This is a genomic window from Arsenicicoccus sp. UBA7492 (assembly GCF_002479615.1).
GTDB lineage: Bacteria > Actinomycetota > Actinomycetes > Actinomycetales > Dermatophilaceae > Arsenicicoccus > Arsenicicoccus bolidensis.
Genome location: NZ_DLOE01000006.1, coordinates 97,227 through 115,825, shown reverse-complemented (window position 1 = coordinate 115,825; position 18,599 = coordinate 97,227). Strand labels below are relative to the sequence as shown.

Here is an 18,599-nt window from a genome sequence, read left to right as displayed (position 1 = left end):
CCTTCGCTGATCGGCGGGAGACCCCCGGCACAAGATTGGGGGTACGCCAGCGAGGCTAGCCGGTTCTTGACATATTCGTCAATTGGGGTTCTGATGAAGATCTACTGCCTTCCCGGAGGACTCGAGGACCCATGGACAATCCCTTCGCTCCTGAACTGCTCGTCGAATCCCGCGGTGCCGTGCGGATCGTCACGCTCAATCGGCCCGAGCACCTCAACGCGACCAACGAAGCCCTGCACGGCGCCCTCATCAAGGTCTGGCGCCACCTCGCTGCCGACCTCGACGCCCGTGCTGTGGTCCTCACCGGTGCGGGCAAGGCCTTCAGCGCGGGGGGAGACTTCCACCACTTCGTCGAGCTGTGGGACGACCGTGAGGCGCGCCGTCGTGAGATCGACGGAGCTCGCCGACTGCTGACCGAGATCATCGACTTCCCCCTCCCGGTCGTGGCCGCGGTCAACGGCCCGGCCGTCGGGCTGGGGTGCAACCTGGCTGTGGCGAGCGACATCGTGATCATGGCGGAGTCGGCATTCATCGCCGACCCGCACGTGGGGGTGGGGCTGACCGCCGCCGACGGCGGCGCCCCCACCTGGCCGATGATGATGTCGATGCTGCGGGCGAAGGAGTACCTCCTGACCAGCGAACGGATCCCCGCCGCCAAGGCCGTGGATCTCGGGTTGGCCAACCGCATGGTCCCTGACGCTCAGCTCATGGACGCCGCACTGGCGTTCGCCGACAGACTGGCAGCGCAGCCACCGCAGGCGGTCCAGAGCACGAAGCGTGCCCTCAACATGCACATGAAGCGTGCCATCGCCGGTGTTCTGGAGTACGCGCTCCAGGAGGAGTTCGCGGCGTTCGACACCCGGGAGCACCAGGACCTGGTCAAGGCCTTCCTGGACCGGTCCGCGTCTCGAGCGGCCAAGGCCGACGCGTGAGCGACAGACCTGGTCCCTCGGCCACCCTTGCCGTCGATCCCGACGAGTACCGCGCAGCGCTCCGCGCGCACCTCGCCGCGGCGCCCGAGCTCGCTCGGTTCCGGGACCGCCAGCACGTCAGCACGGAGACGCGCATCGCCGAGGACGCTGCGCTGATGAGTGCCCTCGCCGGGGATGGCGGGTGGAACCTCTACGGCTGGCCCGAGAAGGTCGGCGGCCTGGGTGGCGACGAGCGTCACCGGGGCATCCTCTACGACGAGCTCGCTCGGTCCGGGCTGCCGGTGCCCGAGCCGCATCTGCTTCTCGAGACTCTCTGCCCTGCCATCACCGCCTTCTCACCCCACCTGGCCGCACGCTACGCACCGGCCTACCTTCGTGGCCAGGAGTGGTGGGGACAGTGCTTCTCCGAACCCGATGCCGGCAGCGACCTCGCGGCGCTGCGGACCCGCGCCAGGCGCGACGGCGACCACTACGTCGTGTCGGGGCAGAAGCTGTGGACGAGCCACGGCGCCACGGCTCGTCGACTCGTCGCCCTGGTGCGCACCGGCAGCACCGAGTCACGGCACCGTGGCCTGTCGATGATCATGATCGATGTCGACTCACCGGGCGTGACCGCCCGGCCGATCGCCCTGGCCAGCGGCGACAACGAGCTCGCCGAGATCTTCTTCGACGACGTCATCGTCCCGGCCGACCGGCTCGTGGGCGAGGAGGGCCAGGGCTGGACCGTCGCAATGTTCCTCCTGCAGTACGAACGGGCCATGTTCGCCTGGCAGAGCGCGGCGGTGGCCCTCCGCCGCCTCACCGATCTCCGCGACCTCCTCGTCGCCCGGAGCGCTCCGATCCCGGACGGTGCTCGGCGACAACTCGGGGCCACCTACCTCGACATCGTCACCCTGCGGGCCCGCAGCTCGCAGACGGTGCGGCGGCTGGCCGCCGGTGAGACCGTGGGTCCCGAGGCCAGCGTGGACAAGGTCCTGCTCGCCGCGGCCGAGCAGGGCCTCCACGACCTCGCGAGGGATCTGCTCGGACCGGACTTCCTCCTCTCCCAGGATCCCGGGCTACGGGCCTGGCGCGCCGAGTGGTGGTACAGCCGCTCCGCCACGATCCTCGGGGGCTCGGCCGAGGTGCAACGGACGATCCTGGCGGATCACGTCCTGGGCCTACCGAAGGAGCTGGCACGATGACGTCGCGCACACCCGCGCCAGGCGGGCTCGACCACGAGACCCGTGCGTCGCTCGCCGACTCGTTGACCAAGCTCTTTGCCGACAACACCTCCGGCCCGAGCGTGGGCGCCGCCCTCGACGCCCTCGGCTGGTCCGAGGTGGAGGCCGAGGACGCTGCCACGGCCACGAGCCTGCTGTTCCGGGCCCAGGGGTCGGCCTTGGCCAGCACGAACGCCCTGTCCGACAGCATGCTCCGCTTCCTCGGCGGCGGACTCCCTGCGGCCGAGCGACAGACCACGCTGCTGCTCCCCCACCCCGATGACGACGCCGCTCGCCCCGGCGCTCGGGAGAGAGTCGGTGTCCGGGGACTGCTGCTCGACACCCCGTCACCGGACGCGCTGGTCCTGGTGCCCGGGTGTCATGGAGAGCGCGTGCTGCTGCGCCCGGTCCCTGCCACCTGGATCACCGAGCGGTGCGGCCCCTCTGCCGGGTTCGATCCTGGATCGAGGTGGCTCCTGCTCGATACCGAGGACCCGGTTCCGGAGTCGGCGGACCGATCCTGGGACGCCCAGGCCGTCGACTGGACAGCGGGGCTCGCCCTTGGCCGCCTTGCCCTGTCGTCGGAGATCCTCGGTGTGTGCGACGCGGCCCTACGCACCGCCGTCCAGCACGTCACCACCAGGCATCAGTACGGTCGAGCCATCGGGTCCTTCCAAGCCGTCCGCCACCGCCTCGCGGAGGCCCACGTGGCCATCGAGTCCGCCTCCTTCCTCCTGGACGCAGCCTGGGCGGTCCTCATGAGCGAGGCCTCGCCCGAGGCTCCCACCGGGTGGGCGGCTGCCGCCGCCAAGGCGCGCGCCGGGCGTGCACAGGCCGAGGTCATGCGCACCGGCGTCCAGGTTCTCGGCGCCATGGGACTGACCATGGAGAGCCCGATGCACCGACACGTGACCCGAGCCGCCGCGCTCGACCTGCTGCTCGGAGGACAGGCCCGGCTGGAGGAGTCCCTCGGCGACTCGCTGCTCACCGGGACCGCGGCATACCCCATCGCATCTATCTGACGAGGAGCAGGACGTGACCGACCAGCCCCCAACGACAGCGCCCGACGACATGGAGGCATTCGCGCAGGAGGTTCGTGCCTTCCTGGACGTGGCAGCGCCCAGACGACCCGAGACCACGCAGCTCGCATGGGGCGAGGGCGAGGACCTGATCACCTACTTCGGGGATGCCGGTCGAGAGGAGAACGCACAAGAGGTCACCGCCGCGCGGGACTGGCAGCAGACGAGGTACGCCGCGGGACTGGGCTGGATCACCGGCCCTGCAGCGTTCGGAGGCCGAGGCCTGACGCCGGTGCACGACCTGGTCTACGACGCCATCGAGGCGGAGTACGAGGTGCCGGACACCGGGGTGCTCTCGCTCATCGGTCTCGGGATGATCGGACCGACGATCCTGGCGCACGGCACCGAGGCGGCCAAGGCTGAGTACCTTCCGCGCCTGTACGCCGGAGAGATCATCGCCTGCCAGCTGTTCAGCGAGCCGTCGGCCGGTTCGGACCTCGCCAACGTGTCGACCCGAGCTGTCCGTGACGGCGACGAGTGGGTCATCAACGGTCAGAAGGTCTGGACCTCCGTGGCACAGCATGCCCAGGTCGGTCTGGCCCTCTGCCGCACCAACCCCGACCAGCCCAAGCACAAGGGCATCACCGCGCTGCTCGTGGACATGGCATCGCCGGGGGTGGACGTCCGACCCCTGCGCCAGATGAGTGGCGGCGCCGAGTTCAACGAGGTGTTCCTCACCGACGTGAGGGTCCCGGACTCCCATCGGCTCGGAGAGGTCGACGGCGGTTGGCGAGTCGCACTGACCACGTTGCTGAACGAGCGAGCCAGCGTGGGGTCGGAAGGGGCCGGGCCCGCGGCCCGGGCGGTGTCGTTGCCCTTCCTGAGCGCGCTCCTGCGCGAGCACGGCCTGTCGGAGGACTCCGCGTCGCGACGCCGACTGGCCGAGCTCACCGCCGACCAGATGGCGACGTCCTACCTCAACCGGCAGGCGCTCGACCATCTCATCTCCGGTGGAGAGCCCGGACCCGAGGCCTCGGTCTCCAAGCTGATGTACTCCCAGAACATCACCCGTGCGACACACTTCGCAGCCGAGGTGGTCGGTCCACGGCTGATCGCGGACACGGGCGCGTGGGGAGCCTTCTCGTGGAACGAGCTGTTGCTGTCCACACCTGCCCTGCGCATCCTCGGCGGCACGGAGGACATCATGAAGAACATCCTCGGCGAGCGGGTCCTCGGCCTCCCGAAGGAACCGAGCAGCGACTCGACCACTCCCTATCGGGACCAGCGCACGTCACGGAGCGGATCATGACCGGGACCACAGCCGACGAACGAGCCGACCTGCGCAGGAGCGTCGGCGATCTCCTCGACCGGCTCGCCGACGAACCCGGCCGGCGAGTCGCGATGGACAGCGAGCTGGGCCACGATCCGAGGCTGTGGTCACGGCTCGCAGAGCTCGGGGCCTTCTCGCTCACCGTTCCCGAGGGCCTGGGAGGCGCCGGCTACGGCGCCGTCGAGCAGTCGGTCGTCCTCGAGGAGCTGGGTCGCACCCTGGCCCCCACCCCATTCCTCGGCACGGTCGTCCTGGCCGGGTCAGCGCTGATCCACAGCTCCGACGCGGTCGCCCGGGAATGTCTGGCGGGCATCGTGGACGGGACCACGCTGGCCGCCCTGGCGCTGGTCGAGGGTGACGGTCGCTGGCGGACCACGGACTTCGAGACACGAGCGGTGCCGAACGACGACCACTGGGAGCTCACCGGGGTCAAGACCCTCGTCATCGACGGGGCCGCCGCCGACGTCCTCGTCGTGGCGGCGCAGGCTCCCGAGGGCCCGTCCCTCTTCCTCTTGACGGAGACCGATGGGGTCGAGCGGACGCCGTTGCGCACCTTGGACCTCACCCGGAGGGTGGCCTCCCTCCGCCTCGACCGGGCTCGCGCCCGGCTCATCGGGACACAGGGTGGCGCGGAGCCGGTGCTCGACGCGGTCCTCGACGCAGCGATGGTCGCCCTGGCCGCCGAGCAGGTCGGCGCAGCACGTGCCTGCCTCGACGCCAGCGTGGCCTACGCCAAGGACCGGGTCCAGTTCGGCCGCCAGATCGGCTCGTTCCAGGCCGTCAAGCACCGGTGCGCCGACATGTACTCCAGGGTGCAGCTGGCGGGCGCAGCTGCCATCGAGGCGGCCCACGCCGCCGACAGCGAGCCCGACCGTGCCCCGGCCGATGTCTCGGCGGCCGTCGCCCACCTGGTCTGCTCCGAGGCCGCGATGATGACCGCGACCGAGAACATCCACGTGCACGGTGGCATCGGGTTCACCTGGGAACATCCGGCCCACCTCTACTTCCGGCGCGCCAAGTCGTCCCAGCTGCTGCTCGGGGGACCCGGAGTCACCGCGGAACGGCTGCTCTCGCGGCTGGGGGTGTGACCATGTCGGGGATCAACGTCGCACCGTCGCTGGTCGCGGCGGTCCGCGCCACCGTCTCGCGGGCGCCCGGCGCCGAGGCGGTCGTCGACCTCGCCGGGGGTCACCGATTCACCTACGCCGACCTGTGGCAGGCGTCGAGCGAAGTTGCCGGAGGACTCGTGGACCGAGGGGTTCGACCGGGTGACCGGGTGGCTGTGGCCCTGCCGAACGGAGCCCCCTGGACCCTGGCCTTTCTCGGGACGCTGCTCGCGAGCGGCGTCCCCGTCCCTCTCAATCCGCGACTCACGGGCCCGGAGCGCGCCCACATCATCGCCGACAGCGGCGCCCGGATCGTCATCGACCGGGAACTACCGAGGGGGCGAGCGACAGAGGTCGACGACGCCGACCCCGAGTCCCTCGCCGCGCTCTTCTACACCAGCGGAACGACCGGGGCACCCAAGGGAGCGATGCTCTCGCACCGAGCGCTGCTGTCATCTGCGGAGCAGGTGCGGCTGGCCTATCGACTCGCTCCCACCGACGGCCTTCGCTCACTCGTCGCCGCTCCGCTGTTTCACGTCCTGGCGTGCGGCATGCAGTGGATCCCCGCGCTGGTGAGCGGCGGCAGCGTCGCCATCATGCCGGCCTTCGAGGTGGGTGCGTGGGTCGATGCCATCAGGGAGGAGCGGGTCGAGGTCCTCAACGGTGTTCCGGCGATGTTCTGGCAGGCGCTGCGGCACCCGGACTTCGTCGGCCTCGATGTCAGCGGGGTGCGCATCGTGAGCTACGGAGCCGCGCCGACGCCCCCTGCCCAGGCGCAGGCGCTCCGCGAGGCCTTCCCCAACGCCCGGCTGGCCCCCGGCTACGGTCTCACCGAGGCGCCGTGCGTGACCGGACTCCAGGATGACGACGCCCTCGCCCACTCCGGGTCGGTCGGCACTGCCGTGGCCGGCACCGAGCTGCGGCTGCTCGGGCCGCAGGCGGAGGCGGGCATCGGTCAGCTGATCCTGCGGGGACCCCAGGTCATGTCCGGCTACTGGGGCCGCCCCGATGACACCGCGAGAGTGATGGTCGACGGCTGGTTGCACACCGGCGACATCGTCCGGATCGACCCGCAGGGCCGCGTCCACCTGCTCGACCGACGCACGGACATGATCAACCGGGGCGGGGAGAACGTCTACAGCGTGGAGGTGGAGGCCGCGCTGGCCGCCTACCCCGCCGTGGGCGAGTCAGCGGTGGTGGCGGTGCCCGACGAGCGGCTGGGGGGCCGGGTCGGCGCCTGCGTCGTCCCCCGATCCGGCATGAGCTTCGATGCGTCGGAGCTGGTACGCGTCGCCCGCGAGTCCCTCGCCGCGTTCAAGGTACCCGAGCTCCTGTGCCTGCGCTCGGACCCCTTGCCACGCAATCCCGCCGGCAAGGTAGACAAGGCCGCCGTCAGGTCGCAGTCGGTCTGGACGCCGATCCACCCCTAGCGCGGAGGTCTGTCCCGCAGGCCGCCAGCACCCTGGCGTCATCACGAGCCGGCGAGGAAGCCGCGTGGCGCCGGCACGTCGAGGACCGAGGCGAATCCTGGCGCGGCAGCGCTCAGCCGAGGGATGAAGTTCACGGCTCGAGCGGCATTGAGGCCCGCAGCGGGATCAGCGCCGCTCGAGCCCGGGTGGATCGCCAGCTGGCAACGGATCGCCGGATCGCCATGGATCTCGACCGTCCAGCTGGGTTCTTCGTGAGACATTCGCCACACCGCGCCCAGGCCGAGCACCACCGTCTGCTCGTTGACCACGTGCAGGAAGGGCACACCGGCGTCGGTGGTGCTCGTGAAGGTCCAACGGACCCCGGCGACGGTGCCGGCCGGGACGTCGAGCCCGCTTGCCGGGAGCACGACGCCGACCGGCGTCACGGCGTACTCCTTGCCGCTGATGATCGTCTCGCCGAGCCCCCTTGCTGAGGTACTCGCGCAGCTGCAGCGCTGACGGGTAGTCAGCGACATGGTTGCGCTGAGTCGCCTCGAGACGCTGGATGTTGCCGGTGTAGCCGCTCAGGAAGAGCGGCAGCACGTCACTGATCAGACCGGGGATGTTGCCTCCGCTGGCCAGGCTGGAGGCGCCCTGGGCGCACGCCGTCAGCAGGTAGTCGTCCTCGCTCAGGGGAATGGGGAAGCCAGCCATCCCGATGTAGACGTTCACCCCCGACCGGAGGAAGCGGGCGACGACCTCGCGGTCCCACACCACGCCGTGCCACAACGCGCAGTCGGGGGATGCGGCCAGCACGTCGTCCACGCGGGTGGTCGCGACCACACCACACGCAGGAGCTCCCGCGATGTCACCGGCGTCGAGCCCATGCTTGGCCTCGTCCTGCACCAGGACGCCGACCAGCTCGTGCTCGGGGTGCGACAGGAGCAGGCGGATCACCTGGGAGCCCACGCTCCCCGTGTAGCAGACAGCGACCTTCATGACACCTCCATCTCACGTAGGGGCGTGCGTCAGCGCGGCAGCCGCAGGACCTGCTGGGCCAGGATGTTCTTCATGACCTCCGTCGTCCCCCCGGCGATCGTCGTGGCGCGAGAACCCAGGGCGCCCGTCCGTGCGCCCTGACCCTCGTCACCCGCCAGCGCCAGCGGACCGGCCACCGAGAGCCGGGTGTCTGCGATCTGCTGGGCGACCCGTGACCAGACCAGCTTGATCACCGAGTGTTCCGGGCCGGGCGCACCTCGGCGAGCGATGGTTCCGAGCGCGCGTCGGCCGAGGAGTCCGAGGGTCCGAGCGTCGACGAGCCGGTCCAGGAGCGCCAGGCGCGCGCTGTCGGAGATCTCACGACCATCCAGCTCGGCGAAGACGTCCTCGACCTCTTGCTCGAGTCGACTGGCCATCATGATGACCCCGGCTCGTTCGAACGCCAGGGTTGTCATCGTGACCATCCATCCCTCGTCCAGCGGACCGAGCAGGGCCGACCAGGGGACACGCACCTCGTCGAAGAACATCTCCGCGAAGCCCCCCTCCCCCGTGATCTGGGTGATCGGTCGGCGGGTGATCCCCGGGGTGTCAAGAGGAACGAGGAGAGCGGAGATGCCCTTGTGGGCCGGAGCATCCGGGTTCGTGCGGACAAGGAGCAGGCAGTGAGTCGCCTCCATGCCCTCGGAGGTCCAGACCTTCTGGCCGTCGATCACAAACTCCCGACCGTCCCCCTCACCCTCGATCCTGGCCCGGGTCCGCAACGACGCGAGGTCACTTCCCGAGCTCGGCTCGGAGAACCCCTGGCACCAGATCTCCTCGGTCGACTGGATGCGCGCCAGGTGCTCCTGCTGCTCGGGCGTCCCGAACCGCATCAGGGTCGGGGCCACGTTGTTGAGGCCTAGCACACCCGCAAAGGTGACCGGTGCGCGCCGGCTCCCGAGAACCCTGTCGTACTCCACCTGGTCGACGATGCCGAGGCCCTTGCCCCCGTGCTCGCGAGGCCAGTGAGGCGCGATCCAGCCGGCCTGGTGGAGCCGTTGCTGCCACGCGAGGCGCGAGGGATAGTCGTCGGTGGGGTGCTCTGCCCGGTGCGCGGGGAGCGCCTCGTCGACGAGCGCGGCGAAGTCGGCCAGGGAAGTGGACACCGCTCCCCCGGCATCCTGCCGTCCGCTACCGAAGGGCTGGGCATCCCGTCCGGCGGCCGGACCACCGAAGAGGCCCTGGGCCGCACAGGCCCGTCGGTAGTACAGGTGAGCCTCGTGCTCCCACGTGTAGCCGATGCCCCCCAGCACCTGGATGTAGGAGTTCCCGGACGTCACAGCAGCTGGCACGACGGTGGCCAGCACCAGACCTGCCGCCTCCTCGACGGCCTCGACATCGATGACATCGCTGTCGAGCAGATCGCCGAGGTGTCGCACGGTGGCCCGAGAGAGCTCGACGCCGGCCAGGACGTCGGCCAGCCGGTGCTTGATCCCCTGGAACGATCCGATCGGTTGCCCGAACTGATGGCGCTCCATGGCATAGGCCACCGAGGACTCGAGGCAGTGGCCCTGGATCCCGGTGAGCTCGGCGCCCAGCGCGACGATGGCGCTCGCCCGACCCCGACGAACGGCCGCCTCGGCAGCGTCACCCGTAGCCAGCACGGTGCCGCGAGCCGACCTCAGCCTGACGCGCGACACCGCTCGCGTCAGATCCAGCGACTCCAGCGCGGTCGACTGCACGCCCTCGCCGGCCGACACGGTCAGCAGCATCGGTCCTTCATCGCTGGAGGCAAGGACGAGAAGCTCGTCCCAGCTCGTTCCCACGACCGCACCGAGCTCGCCGTCGACGACAAGGCTGTCACCGTGACGGACCGCAGACACTCCGGACAGTCCTTCGGCCGTCCACGAGATCGTCGGCACGACGGCCCCCTCGCAGATCGCCGCCAAGAGCGACTCCGACTCGACACCGCCCTGGCCGACAAGTGCGCCCAGCGCGCCGGCCACAGCGATCATGGGGGTCGGCGCCACGCTCCCCCCCAAGACCTCCCCTGCCACCGCTAGGTCGGACCAGGTGCCGCCGGACCCTCCCTGCGCCTCGGGGACGGGGAGACCTGCCAGCCCGAGCGCAGCGAGGGACGGCCACAGGGACCTGTCGTCCGGTGCTTCCCGCCTAGCCGGGTCGAGCAACGCCGACATGCTCCAGTCACGGGCGAGCATTCCGCTCACAGCCTCGACCAGGGCCGCCTGGTCCTCGGTGTCCGCGACGCCAACTTGATTGATGCTCATGGCTTCCTCCGTCGTTCTGGCGAGATGGGGGTGGTCGTCACAGGTCCCACAAGGAGCGGACCGCCCGTGACCTTTCGTGCCGGTCGAGTCCGCGCAGGTCGGCGCATCCTCGCTCGGTGACGAGGACATCGACGTCGTGGCTGGGTGTGCTGACCGGGGCCGAGAGCCGGTCGACGAGTGTGGGCCTGCCCTGATGCTCCGACGTCACCGCGACGACGCTCAGCCCCCCTACAGATCGGGTGGCTGCCACGGCATAGTCGGGATGGCCGCCCACTCCGCCGACGCTGGCGCCCGGGAATCCTTCGACATTGACCTGGCCCTGCTCGTCGACCTCCAACGCGGTGTTCACGGCCACCAGCGGGGTGCCGGTCGAGAGCCTGGTGGCATCGTGGGTGTGCTCCAACGGGTGGAGCAGGGATCGCCCGTCGGCCCATTCGACGAGTCGCGGCCCACCGGCCAGATAGGTGGCAACGGCTTCGCCGACGAGCAGCCCCCGCTCATCCAGGTCGACGACCGCCTCAGGGAGCAGCCCGGAGTCGAGCGCCACCGGCGCACGCACGGCGTCGAGGACGGCGGTGCCGAGCGCGCCGGGACCCACCTGCAGCCGCGCCCCTTGCGGGAGGAGATCCACCACCCGCTCTGCGATCGCCCGGTGGCTGTCGCTGGGTGTTGCGAAAGAGAGGTTCAGGGGAGGGTCCGTGGACTCGCTCACGACGAGCACCTGATCCGCGGGCAGCGGCGGGCCGACGGCGCACCTCGGTCGGTTGGTGTTCACCACGGCCGCGATCGTCGCCCCGCCGGCGATGGCGGCCGGCAACCAGGAGACCTCGGTCCCGAGCGTCAGGCTCCCCGAAGGGCCGGGCACAGCCGTGACCACGACCACGTCTGGGCGCCAGGGTCCCGCGAGGAGTGCAGGGACGGCGGACAGACGCACGGCCGGAGCATGCACGACGCCAGCGTCGATCGGGCGACGAAGTCCCCACCCACCCATGGTCGTCCGAACGTCTGCATAGGCCGTGGGATCGAGTCCGTCGTGCGGCTGAGGCAGCCATCCCAGCAGCAACCGGACGTCGCCTACCTCGCGTGAAGCTGCGGCCAGGTCCGGGAGGATCGCGCCCGGCATACCGATCCCATCACCGACGGCGACGCGGACACCTGGCCACAGGATGTCCGACCACGCACTCGTGCGGTGAGTCATGCCCGCGGCTCACGCGGTAGCCCGAGGATCCGCTCACCGAGGATGTTCCGTTGGATCTCGGTCGTGCCCCCGAGGATGGTCTGGGCGTGCGCGACGAGCATCCGGTCCACGAGCGGCTCGTCGTGCTCCGAGGCGAGGGCGTCCAGCCCGAGCGCCTCCATCCCGAGATCCCCGATGGCCTGGTACGTGTGCGTACTGATCATCTTGAGCACGGAGAAGGCGGGCCCCCCCGGGGGGGCGCCCTCGGCGATCGCCCGCTCCCACGTGGATCGCAGCAACCACACGCCGAGCCACGCGTCCACGACCTCGAGCCTGAGATGGTCGTCGAGCCGGCCGCGCTGCCCGGCCTCGGTCACGATCTCCTCCAGTGCCTTGAGCATGCCCACGGCGTTGGCCCCGAGAGAGAGCCGCTCCCGACCGAGCGTCGCGGTGGCCACGGCCCAGCCCGCACCCTCCTCGCCGAGGAGCGCGTCGGTCGACAGGTGCAGTCCGTCGAAGAACACCTCGTTGAACTTGCTCTCACCGTTCATCTGCTGGAGCGGGCGGACCGTGATGCCGTCGGCGTCCATCGGGACCACGAAGGCCGAGAGCCCGCCGTGGCCAGGCCCGCCGCTTCGCGCGAGGAGCAGACCGTACTGGGCGTCCGCCGCCCCACTGGTCCACACCTTCTGCCCGTCGATCACCCAGCCGTCGGCGACCGCGACCGCCTTGGTTCGCACAGCGGCGAGGTCGGACCCGGCGCCCGGCTCCGAGAAGAGCTGGCACCACAGGTGCTCACCGGTGCGGATCGGTTCGAGCAGGCTCTCCTTCTGGGCCGAGGAGCCGAAGGCCATGAGAACCGGGCCGGCCAGGTCCGGACCCACGAGATGGAACTGTCGCGGGACGTCGGCCAAGGCGCACTCCTCGGCGAAGGCGGCCTGCTCGGCCACCGACGCCTCACGTCCACCGTGCTCGGCTGGCCAGTGCAGGCAGGCGTATCCAGCCTCGGCGAGCATGCCCTGCCAGGCTCGCCCGGCGTCGATGTCGTCGGGGGTCGGTGTCGGACCGTAGTCGTGCAGGCCGGCGGGTCGGGGTGCGCCTGCCAGCCACGCACGAACCTCGGCCCGAAAGCTCTCAGGCGTCGTCACGGGTCACCTCACGTCGACAGGATCGTCACGGCTGCCGTGCCCGGCATGCCGTAGAGCTGGGCGTAGCCGACCTTGGCGTCGGCGACCTGGCGATCGGCGCAGCGGCCCCGGAGCTGATTGGCGATCTCATAGACCTGACGCAGGCCGGAGGCACCCACGGGCTCCCCGTTGGCCATCAGCCCCCCGTCGGTGTTGATCGGCAGGCGCCCCCCGATGTCGGTGGCATGCTCGGCGAGCAGCTTCTCCTGCTCCCCGTCGGCACAGAACCCGTTCTCGGCCATGTGGATGAGCTCCGACCCGGCGTCGGTGTCCTGCAGCTGGATCACGTCGACGTCCTCCGGCGAGACTCCTGCCTCCTCGTAGGCCTGCCGAGAGGCGAAGATGGTCGGGCTCGGCGTGTCCTCCAACGACAGCGACGGGCTCATCAGCTCCAGCGCTCCGTCGCGGCGAGACACGAGCTGGCTCGCCCGCAGGAAGATGGGCGTGTCGGTGTACTTGTGCGCGACGTCTGCCCGGCACAGGACCGCTGCGGCAGCTCCCTCGTCGGGGCCGCAGTACATGTACTGCCGCAAGGGATAGTTGAGGTACTGCGACGCGAGGATCTCGTCCTCCGACATCGGCGAACGACGCCAGGCCTTGTCGTTGAGCGACCCGTTGCGGAAGTTCTTGGCCGCCACCTTGGCCAGGGCTGCCTCACTGATCCCGTGGTCGTGCATGTAGCGATTGATCTTCATGCCGAAGAAGTGGGTGGTCAGGAACATCCCCGCCTGGCCGTACCAGAGAGGCAGGCCCGACACCGATGGGTCTCCGGCGAAGGCACCGCGGGGGTGCTTGTCCAGACCGACGGCCACCGTGAGGTCCTTGCCAAGCCTGATGGCATTCGCTGCCTGCCCGAGAACGGTTGCGCCAGAGGCACATCCCGTGAACGTCGACCGGGCGGGGATGCCCGTCATGCCGAGCAGACCGGTGATCGCCTCGGGGTTCTTGACCTCCATGCTGGAGGCCCAGATCTCTTGGACGTCTCCCCATGCCACCCCGGCGTCGTCCAAGGCCTCGATCACGGCGTCCTCCCCCATCTCGAGGGCAGACTTGACGCCGTGTCGTCCGAAGGGGTGCAGGCCGACCCCGATGATGGCGATGTCGGGGTCGCTCATGACGAGAGCTCCTGTCCGACGGGGGCGAAGGCGTAGATCATCGTGGTGTTGCCGTCCTTGTCCTTGCCGAGCGGGATGATGACCAGCTCCATCTCCTGCCCGATCTGCAGCTTGGTCGCGTCGGGCTCCGTGAGGCGGGCCTCGACGCGCAGGGCGTTCGGCAGCTCGACGTAACCCACCGTGAAGGCCTCGAAGGTCTCGTCCGTGTCATCACCGGCGTAGGGCGGTGAGGTGGGCCGGAACTGCTGGGTCGTGAAGGTCCACAGCCTCCCGCGACGGGGGAGCTCGACCTGCTCGAGGGCCTCTCTCGCGCCCCCGACAAGTCGATGAGGGCGATACGGAAAGGTCAACGAGCCATCAGTGGCACGACCCGCAAGGAGCGCGGGCTCCGTCGAGGGCCAGGTGAACAGGCCTTCGGCCAAGGGGACTTCGGTCATCGAGACGCTCCTTCGACAGTGCGGGCCAAGGCCGCTGCGGTGGTGCCGGGGGTGTCGAGCAGGAGTGGCAGGCGGGCGCTGACACCGGCACGATGCTGGGCAGGAGTGCCGAGCAGGGCGGCCGATCCACGAGACCGCTTGACGTGCAGGTGGGCCGAGCCCTCGTACGTGTAGCCGATGCCTCCATGGACCTGCACGTTGTCCGAGGCTGCCTTCACATAGGCAGCCCCGCAGATCGCAGCGGCGGCCTCCGCATAGAGGTCGGCGTCGGGGGTGTGCCCATCGATGGCTCGCGCCGTTGCCCAGGTCGCCGACCGACACTGCTCGACGGCGACCAGGACGTCGGCGAGCTTGTGCTTGACCGCCTGGAACGACCCGATGGCGCGACCGAACTGGACGCGCTGCCCGGCGTACGCCACTCCCTGGTCGAGGGCGGCGCCCGCCCCACCCGTCTGCTCGGCGGCAAGAGCGAGCAGGGCGGCCGGCCTCGAGCTCCCCAGGACGGACGCTGCCTGGTCCGGTCCTCCGATCATGCGCGCCGACGCGGCATCGAGCGAGAGCCCACACACCCGCCGGGTCAGGTCCGAGGTTGCCCTGGCCTGCACGTCCACCCCGGCTGCGCGCAGGTCCACGGCGAACAGCGCGGTCCCCTCGCTGTGCTGGGCGGGCACCAGGGCCAGGTCCGCGACCTGCGCGTCCACGACGTGCGCCACCCGGCCGGTCAGGCGCCACCCGCTCCCCTGCCCGGTCGCCCGCAAGCGGCAGGCGCTCAGGGGATCAGCACCCAGCAGGGCGGCCGTCGCGATGGTGTCGCCGGACAGGATCCCCGGGAGGATGTCCCTCTCGGCCTCGGCGTCACCGCTGGCCACCAGTGCCGGAACGGCCAGGCCCATGGCAGACAACGCCGGCACGCATGCGAGGGAGCGGCCCAGCTCCTCGAGCACGACGCGGCCGGCCGCCCACCCGGCACCCGCTCCTCCACCGTCTTCCGGGACGGTCAGGGCGGGGAGTGCGAAGTCGCTGACGAGCGTGCGCCAGAGATCGAGATCTGCTCCTGACGGGCTCGCCATGGTGCGCCGGACCGCTTCCTCGGAGGAGCGGCGCTCCAGCACCGACCGCAAGGAGGACCGCAGGTCGGCCAGGTCACTCTCGGACAGATCGGTCACGGTGTCACCTTAGGCGCCTCGACGATCGTTGTCAACGAAAACGTCAAGTTCATAGATTCTCGTCATATCCGCTGTCCGACAGGTCTTTTCAAAAACGTGATACCGCATGGAACGCCACTGTTGGCGATATCGTCATACCGGTGTCAAGGGTCGACGGACCTCTGAGCGCGGGCGCGCGACGAGCTCGACGACCGTGCCGTCCGGGTCGTTGAGGAAGAGGACGGTGTAACCACCGGTGGGTGTGTCTTCCATCGGGATGAACACCGGCGCCGGCGTGCCGGGGTCGAGTGCCTTCAGCGCGCCGGCGGCCACCTCGACGTCCTCCACCGCCAGTGCGATGCGGTACAGGCCGCGTTGGTTGGCGCGGCTGGGGGAGGCCGCGAGGTCGGGGTGCTCCTCGAGCTCGAGGGAGAAGGTGGGGTCCTCGGGAAGGACGATCGAGGCGGTTCCCTGACGCCGATGGCCGACGGCGAAACCGATCCCTTCGTACCAGTCCAGGGATCGGTCCAGATCGGTCACCCGCAACCGCTCGTAGGCCAGGGCGGGCCCCGCGTCCGCGACGGAGCCGACCCCGACCTCGACCACCTCCACCCGCACACCGTCGGGGTCGGTGAGGACAGCCCCGTGCAGCGTGCGACCACGGACGGTCAGATCCTCGAGCACGAGAGGACCGAGGGGCGCCAGGCTCAGGACAGCGCGCTGGAGATCCGGCACCCGGTATCCGAGGGCGGTGAAGCCCGCTCGGTGGTGCGACCCGGCGGCTCGGGTCGCCGGGTCCGACCAGCGCACGAGCTCCAGCGCCGGCGCGGCGCGCGGCCCACGCTCGTCCCAGACGAAGGCGGTGACGCTCGAGGTGCGGGCTCCCAGCCCCATCATCGTCGCGTCCTGGTCGACGCCCACCGACCGGAACCTCGGTGCGCGGCCGGCGACGACCTCGTAGAACGTCTCCGCGGCATCGAGATCAACGGTGTTGAGGTTGCAGTGCATAGCAGCGTGCGCATGCTGGGGCGCCGCCTGTCGAGCCTGTCGCTCAGACATCATGCCTCCGGAAGGAACCAGCTCGGTGACAGCTCTTCGTCGGCCGCACCGAGACGGTAGGGCGCCAGATCCATCCCGGCGGCGGTCAATACCTCGTCGTCGGTGAACAGCTGGCCGGTGCAGTCGCGCGGTGCCCTCCGCAGGATCTCCACCGCGGCATCCGCCATGACCCTGGGGCTGCGAGACCGGTTCGACGCGACGTCGTCGCCGAGGATGGTGCGGATCGCCTCGGTCGCGACGGAGGCGCTCGGCCACAGGGAGTTCGCGGCGACGGGCGACGCGGCGAACTCCTGAGCCAGCCCGAGCGTCATGAGACTCATCGCATACTTCGAGACTGTGTATGCCGTGTGCGGGCCCAACCACCTCGGCTCCAGCGTCAACGGCGGTGAGATGGTGAGGACGTGCGCGTGCTCCGACGCCGTCAGGTGTGGCACGGCCGCCCGCGTGAGGGCGAAGGCCCCACGAGCATTGATGTCGTGGATCAGGTCGTAGCGCTTCATCGAGATGGCGGCCGTGGTCGTGGTGTCGAACGCCGCGGCGTTGTTCACGACGATGTCGAGGCCGCCGTACTCGCCGACGGCGGCGGCCACCACGGCATCGATCGTCTGGTCGTCGCGAAGATCCCCGACGAACGGGAGCGCGCGGCCGCCCGTTGCTCGAATCCCCGCCGCGACGGCATCCACGGTCCCCTCGAGGCGACCCGGCGACCCTGCGCCAGACCTGGCAAGGAGCACGACGTTGACGCCCAGGGCGCCCAGCGCGACGGCGATGGCCGCCCCGATGCCGCGGCTGGCCCCACTGATGACGGCCGTGCGGCCCGAGAGCAGGGAGACGTCCCTGCTCTCGGGCTTGGGACCCCGGTTGGAGGGCTCGGTCACAGAACGGCGCCGCTCGTCTTCAAGGTGATGATGCGGTCCCAGTCCAGACCCAGCTCCTGGAGGATCTGGTCCGTGTGCTCGCCGTGGTCGGGCGCCGGGCGGGAGGCGTTGGGCCGTTCGTCGAACTGCACCGGCGAGTCGACGACCACGAACTCGTTGCCGTTGTTGTCCGTCATGCGTGGGAGGTAGCCGTTGGCTAGGGCCTGCGGGTCGCTGTGGATGTCCAGCGCCGACTGAACGACGTCCCAGACTCCGTCGAAGTCTGCGTACTTCTCCTGCCAGTACGCCAGCGGGTGCTGAGAGAAGGCCTCGCGGATCTCGGCGATGCACTCCTTGCGGTGGACGAACCGCACGCGCTGGTCGGTGAAACGCTCGTCGGTGATGAGATCCTCGCGGCCCATCCGCGTGCAGAAGTCGGACCAGAAGCGGTCCGCCTGCAGCAGGACGAAGACCAGGTGGCGACCGTCGCTCGTCGGAAAGAATCCCACACCGGGGTTCGGCGACTCGTCCAGCTGGAACCGGGGGACGTTCTGGCCGGTGACCCCTGCGCCGACGATGTCCGGAGCCAGCTGCCACATCGCCATGTTGAGCAGCGAGACGTCGACGACGGACGTCTCGCCGGTGCGCTCCCGCTTGAACAACGCGCCGACGATGCCCGACGCGATGGCGAAGCCGGCCACCACGTCACCGAAGGCAGGCCGCTGGACAGGCGGGTACGCGCCCTCGTCCGAGGACGTGTAGGCGTCGGCGATGCCGCCCCTGGAGAAGAAGGCGGCGAGGTCGAAGCCGCCCCGGTCGGCCTGCTCCCCCTTGGAGCCGTATCCGTGTCCACGCGCGTAGACGATCCGAGGGTTGCGCGCGCGGATGTCGTCGATGTCGACACCCAGTCGCTTCCGGCTGTCCGGGAGGAGGTTCGTCACGAAGACGTCGGCCTGCTCGACGAGCTTCATGAGCACCTCAAGCCCGTCCGGGTTCGAGACGTCGATGGCGGCGCTGCGCTTGCCACGGTTGGGCTGCTCGATGAAGTGGTTGACATCACCGGCACCAGTGACCATGCCGGAGTTGATGAGCCCCCGCTGGGGATCACCCGTCTCAGGATGTTCGACCTTGATCACGTCCGCACCCCAGTCGGCGAGCACGGCGCCGGCCGAGGGGACGAAGGTCCAGGCAGCTAGCTCGATCACCTTGATGCCGGACAGGATCTGCTGAGCGTCGTTGCTCATGGGTGCACCTCGTTCATCGATACGGCGGGGTGGCCAGTAAATCTGAATCTGACGCTATTGCCAAGCACCTGGCGCCACCCGTGTCCTGATCCGGTTGCCGACCGGGGAGGGCGC

General features: G+C 69.9%; 16 protein-coding genes and 2 pseudogenes. 7 read left to right on the top strand and 11 right to left on the bottom strand.

Features of this window, described 5'->3' with window-relative positions; all coding sequences use genetic code 11:
- Positions 1-131 precede the first annotated feature (131 nt).
- The 7 genes and pseudogenes from B4E97_RS01435 (at position 132) to B4E97_RS01410 (ending at position 7,019) form a co-directional block, all read left to right on the top strand.
- Complete coding sequence (locus tag B4E97_RS01435; RefSeq protein ID WP_286958411.1) at positions 132-932, top strand: enoyl-CoA hydratase/isomerase family protein; 801 nt, start codon at positions 132-134, stop codon at positions 930-932.
- Positions 929-2,116, top strand: coding sequence for an acyl-CoA dehydrogenase family protein (locus B4E97_RS01430; protein WP_286958409.1), 1,188 nt, complete (start codon positions 929-931; stop codon positions 2,114-2,116). The genes B4E97_RS01435 and B4E97_RS01430 overlap by 4 nt, the downstream gene beginning before the upstream one ends.
- Complete coding sequence (locus B4E97_RS01425) at positions 2,113-3,156, top strand: acyl-CoA dehydrogenase family protein (protein WP_286958408.1); 1,044 nt, start codon at positions 2,113-2,115, stop codon at positions 3,154-3,156. Before B4E97_RS01430 ends, B4E97_RS01425 begins: the two co-directional genes overlap by 4 nt.
- Before the next feature lie 49 nt (positions 3,157-3,205).
- Positions 3,206-3,838: pseudogene (locus tag B4E97_RS19080) on the top strand (acyl-CoA dehydrogenase family protein); the annotation flags it as partial.
- Positions 3,839-3,895: 57 nt separating this feature from the next.
- On the top strand, positions 3,896-4,462 hold the full coding sequence (locus tag B4E97_RS19075) for an acyl-CoA dehydrogenase family protein (protein WP_376780922.1): 567 nt from the start codon (positions 3,896-3,898) through the stop codon (positions 4,460-4,462).
- The gene (locus tag B4E97_RS01415; RefSeq protein WP_286958406.1) at positions 4,459-5,571 is read left to right on the top strand and encodes an acyl-CoA dehydrogenase family protein; all 1,113 of its coding nucleotides are present in this window, start codon (positions 4,459-4,461) and stop codon (positions 5,569-5,571) included. The genes B4E97_RS19075 and B4E97_RS01415 overlap by 4 nt, the downstream gene beginning before the upstream one ends.
- Before the next feature lie 2 nt (positions 5,572-5,573).
- Positions 5,574-7,019 carry a class I adenylate-forming enzyme family protein gene (locus tag B4E97_RS01410; protein WP_286958405.1) on the top strand — a complete coding sequence of 482 codons (1,446 nt, stop codon included), beginning with the start codon at positions 5,574-5,576 and terminating at the stop codon, positions 7,017-7,019.
- Positions 7,020-7,060: 41 nt separating this feature from the next.
- Here B4E97_RS01410 and B4E97_RS01405 read toward each other — a convergent pair whose 3' ends face one another.
- The 11 genes and pseudogenes from B4E97_RS01405 to B4E97_RS01360 form a co-directional block, all read right to left on the bottom strand.
- On the bottom strand, positions 7,061-7,534 hold the full coding sequence (locus tag B4E97_RS01405) for a hypothetical protein (RefSeq protein ID WP_286958403.1): 474 nt from the start codon (positions 7,532-7,534) through the stop codon (positions 7,061-7,063).
- A gap of 265 nt (positions 7,535-7,799) precedes the next feature.
- Positions 7,800-7,997, bottom strand: a pseudogene (locus tag B4E97_RS19070) (hypothetical protein); the annotation flags it as partial.
- A 29-nt stretch (positions 7,998-8,026) separates the two neighbouring features.
- Positions 8,027-10,264, bottom strand: coding sequence for an acyl-CoA dehydrogenase (locus tag B4E97_RS01400; protein ID WP_286958402.1), 2,238 nt, complete (start codon positions 10,262-10,264; stop codon positions 8,027-8,029).
- 37 nt (positions 10,265-10,301) lie between these two features.
- Complete coding sequence (locus tag B4E97_RS01395; RefSeq protein WP_286958401.1) at positions 10,302-11,081, bottom strand: acetyl-CoA hydrolase/transferase C-terminal domain-containing protein; 780 nt, start codon at positions 11,079-11,081, stop codon at positions 10,302-10,304.
- Positions 11,082-11,458: 377 nt separating this feature from the next.
- Positions 11,459-12,589, bottom strand: coding sequence for an acyl-CoA dehydrogenase family protein (locus B4E97_RS01390; protein WP_286958400.1), 1,131 nt, complete (start codon positions 12,587-12,589; stop codon positions 11,459-11,461).
- 8 nt (positions 12,590-12,597) lie between these two features.
- Positions 12,598-13,743 (bottom strand): thiolase family protein, encoded by a 1,146-nt coding sequence (locus B4E97_RS01385; protein WP_286958399.1) that lies wholly within the window; start codon positions 13,741-13,743, stop codon positions 12,598-12,600.
- Positions 13,740-14,180 carry a Zn-ribbon domain-containing OB-fold protein gene (locus B4E97_RS01380; RefSeq protein WP_286958398.1) on the bottom strand — a complete coding sequence of 147 codons (441 nt, stop codon included), beginning with the start codon at positions 14,178-14,180 and terminating at the stop codon, positions 13,740-13,742. The genes B4E97_RS01385 and B4E97_RS01380 overlap by 4 nt, the downstream gene beginning before the upstream one ends.
- Positions 14,177-15,346 carry an acyl-CoA dehydrogenase family protein gene (locus tag B4E97_RS01375; RefSeq protein ID WP_286958397.1) on the bottom strand — a complete coding sequence of 390 codons (1,170 nt, stop codon included), beginning with the start codon at positions 15,344-15,346 and terminating at the stop codon, positions 14,177-14,179. The genes B4E97_RS01380 and B4E97_RS01375 overlap by 4 nt, the downstream gene beginning before the upstream one ends.
- Positions 15,347-15,478: 132 nt before the next feature.
- Positions 15,479-16,333 (bottom strand): VOC family protein, encoded by an 855-nt coding sequence (locus B4E97_RS01370; RefSeq protein ID WP_286958396.1) that lies wholly within the window; start codon positions 16,331-16,333, stop codon positions 15,479-15,481.
- Positions 16,334-16,383: 50 nt separating this feature from the next.
- Positions 16,384-17,262, bottom strand: a complete 879-nt coding sequence (locus B4E97_RS01365) for an SDR family oxidoreductase (protein WP_286958395.1) — start codon at positions 17,260-17,262, stop codon at positions 16,384-16,386.
- Positions 17,259-18,485 carry a CaiB/BaiF CoA transferase family protein gene (locus B4E97_RS01360; protein WP_286958394.1) on the bottom strand — a complete coding sequence of 409 codons (1,227 nt, stop codon included), beginning with the start codon at positions 18,483-18,485 and terminating at the stop codon, positions 17,259-17,261. Before B4E97_RS01360 ends, B4E97_RS01365 begins: the two co-directional genes overlap by 4 nt.
- Positions 18,486-18,599: the final 114 nt, after the last annotated feature.

Excerpts from the sequence above, each read along its gene's own strand:
- B4E97_RS01435 (WP_286958411.1), top strand. The coding sequence starts at position 132 with ATGGACAATCCCTTCGCTCCTGAACTGCTCGTCGAATCCCGCGGTGCC.
- B4E97_RS01425 (WP_286958408.1), top strand. The coding sequence starts at position 2,113 with ATGACGTCGCGCACACCCGCGCCAGGCGGGCTCGACCACGAGACCCGT.
- B4E97_RS01415 (WP_286958406.1), top strand. The coding sequence starts at position 4,459 with ATGACCGGGACCACAGCCGACGAACGAGCCGACCTGCGCAGGAGCGTC.
- B4E97_RS01410 (WP_286958405.1), top strand. The coding sequence starts at position 5,574 with ATGTCGGGGATCAACGTCGCACCGTCGCTGGTCGCGGCGGTCCGCGCC.
- B4E97_RS01405 (WP_286958403.1), bottom strand. The coding sequence starts at position 7,534 with ATGTCGCTGACTACCCGTCAGCGCTGCAGCTGCGCGAGTACCTCAGCA.
- B4E97_RS01400 (WP_286958402.1), bottom strand. The coding sequence starts at position 10,264 with ATGAGCATCAATCAAGTTGGCGTCGCGGACACCGAGGACCAGGCGGCC.
- B4E97_RS01385 (WP_286958399.1), bottom strand. The coding sequence starts at position 13,743 with ATGAGCGACCCCGACATCGCCATCATCGGGGTCGGCCTGCACCCCTTC.
- B4E97_RS01380 (WP_286958398.1), bottom strand. The coding sequence starts at position 14,180 with ATGACCGAAGTCCCCTTGGCCGAAGGCCTGTTCACCTGGCCCTCGACG.
- B4E97_RS01370 (WP_286958396.1), bottom strand. The coding sequence starts at position 16,333 with ATGCACTGCAACCTCAACACCGTTGATCTCGATGCCGCGGAGACGTTC.
- B4E97_RS01360 (WP_286958394.1), bottom strand. The coding sequence starts at position 18,485 with ATGAGCAACGACGCTCAGCAGATCCTGTCCGGCATCAAGGTGATCGAG.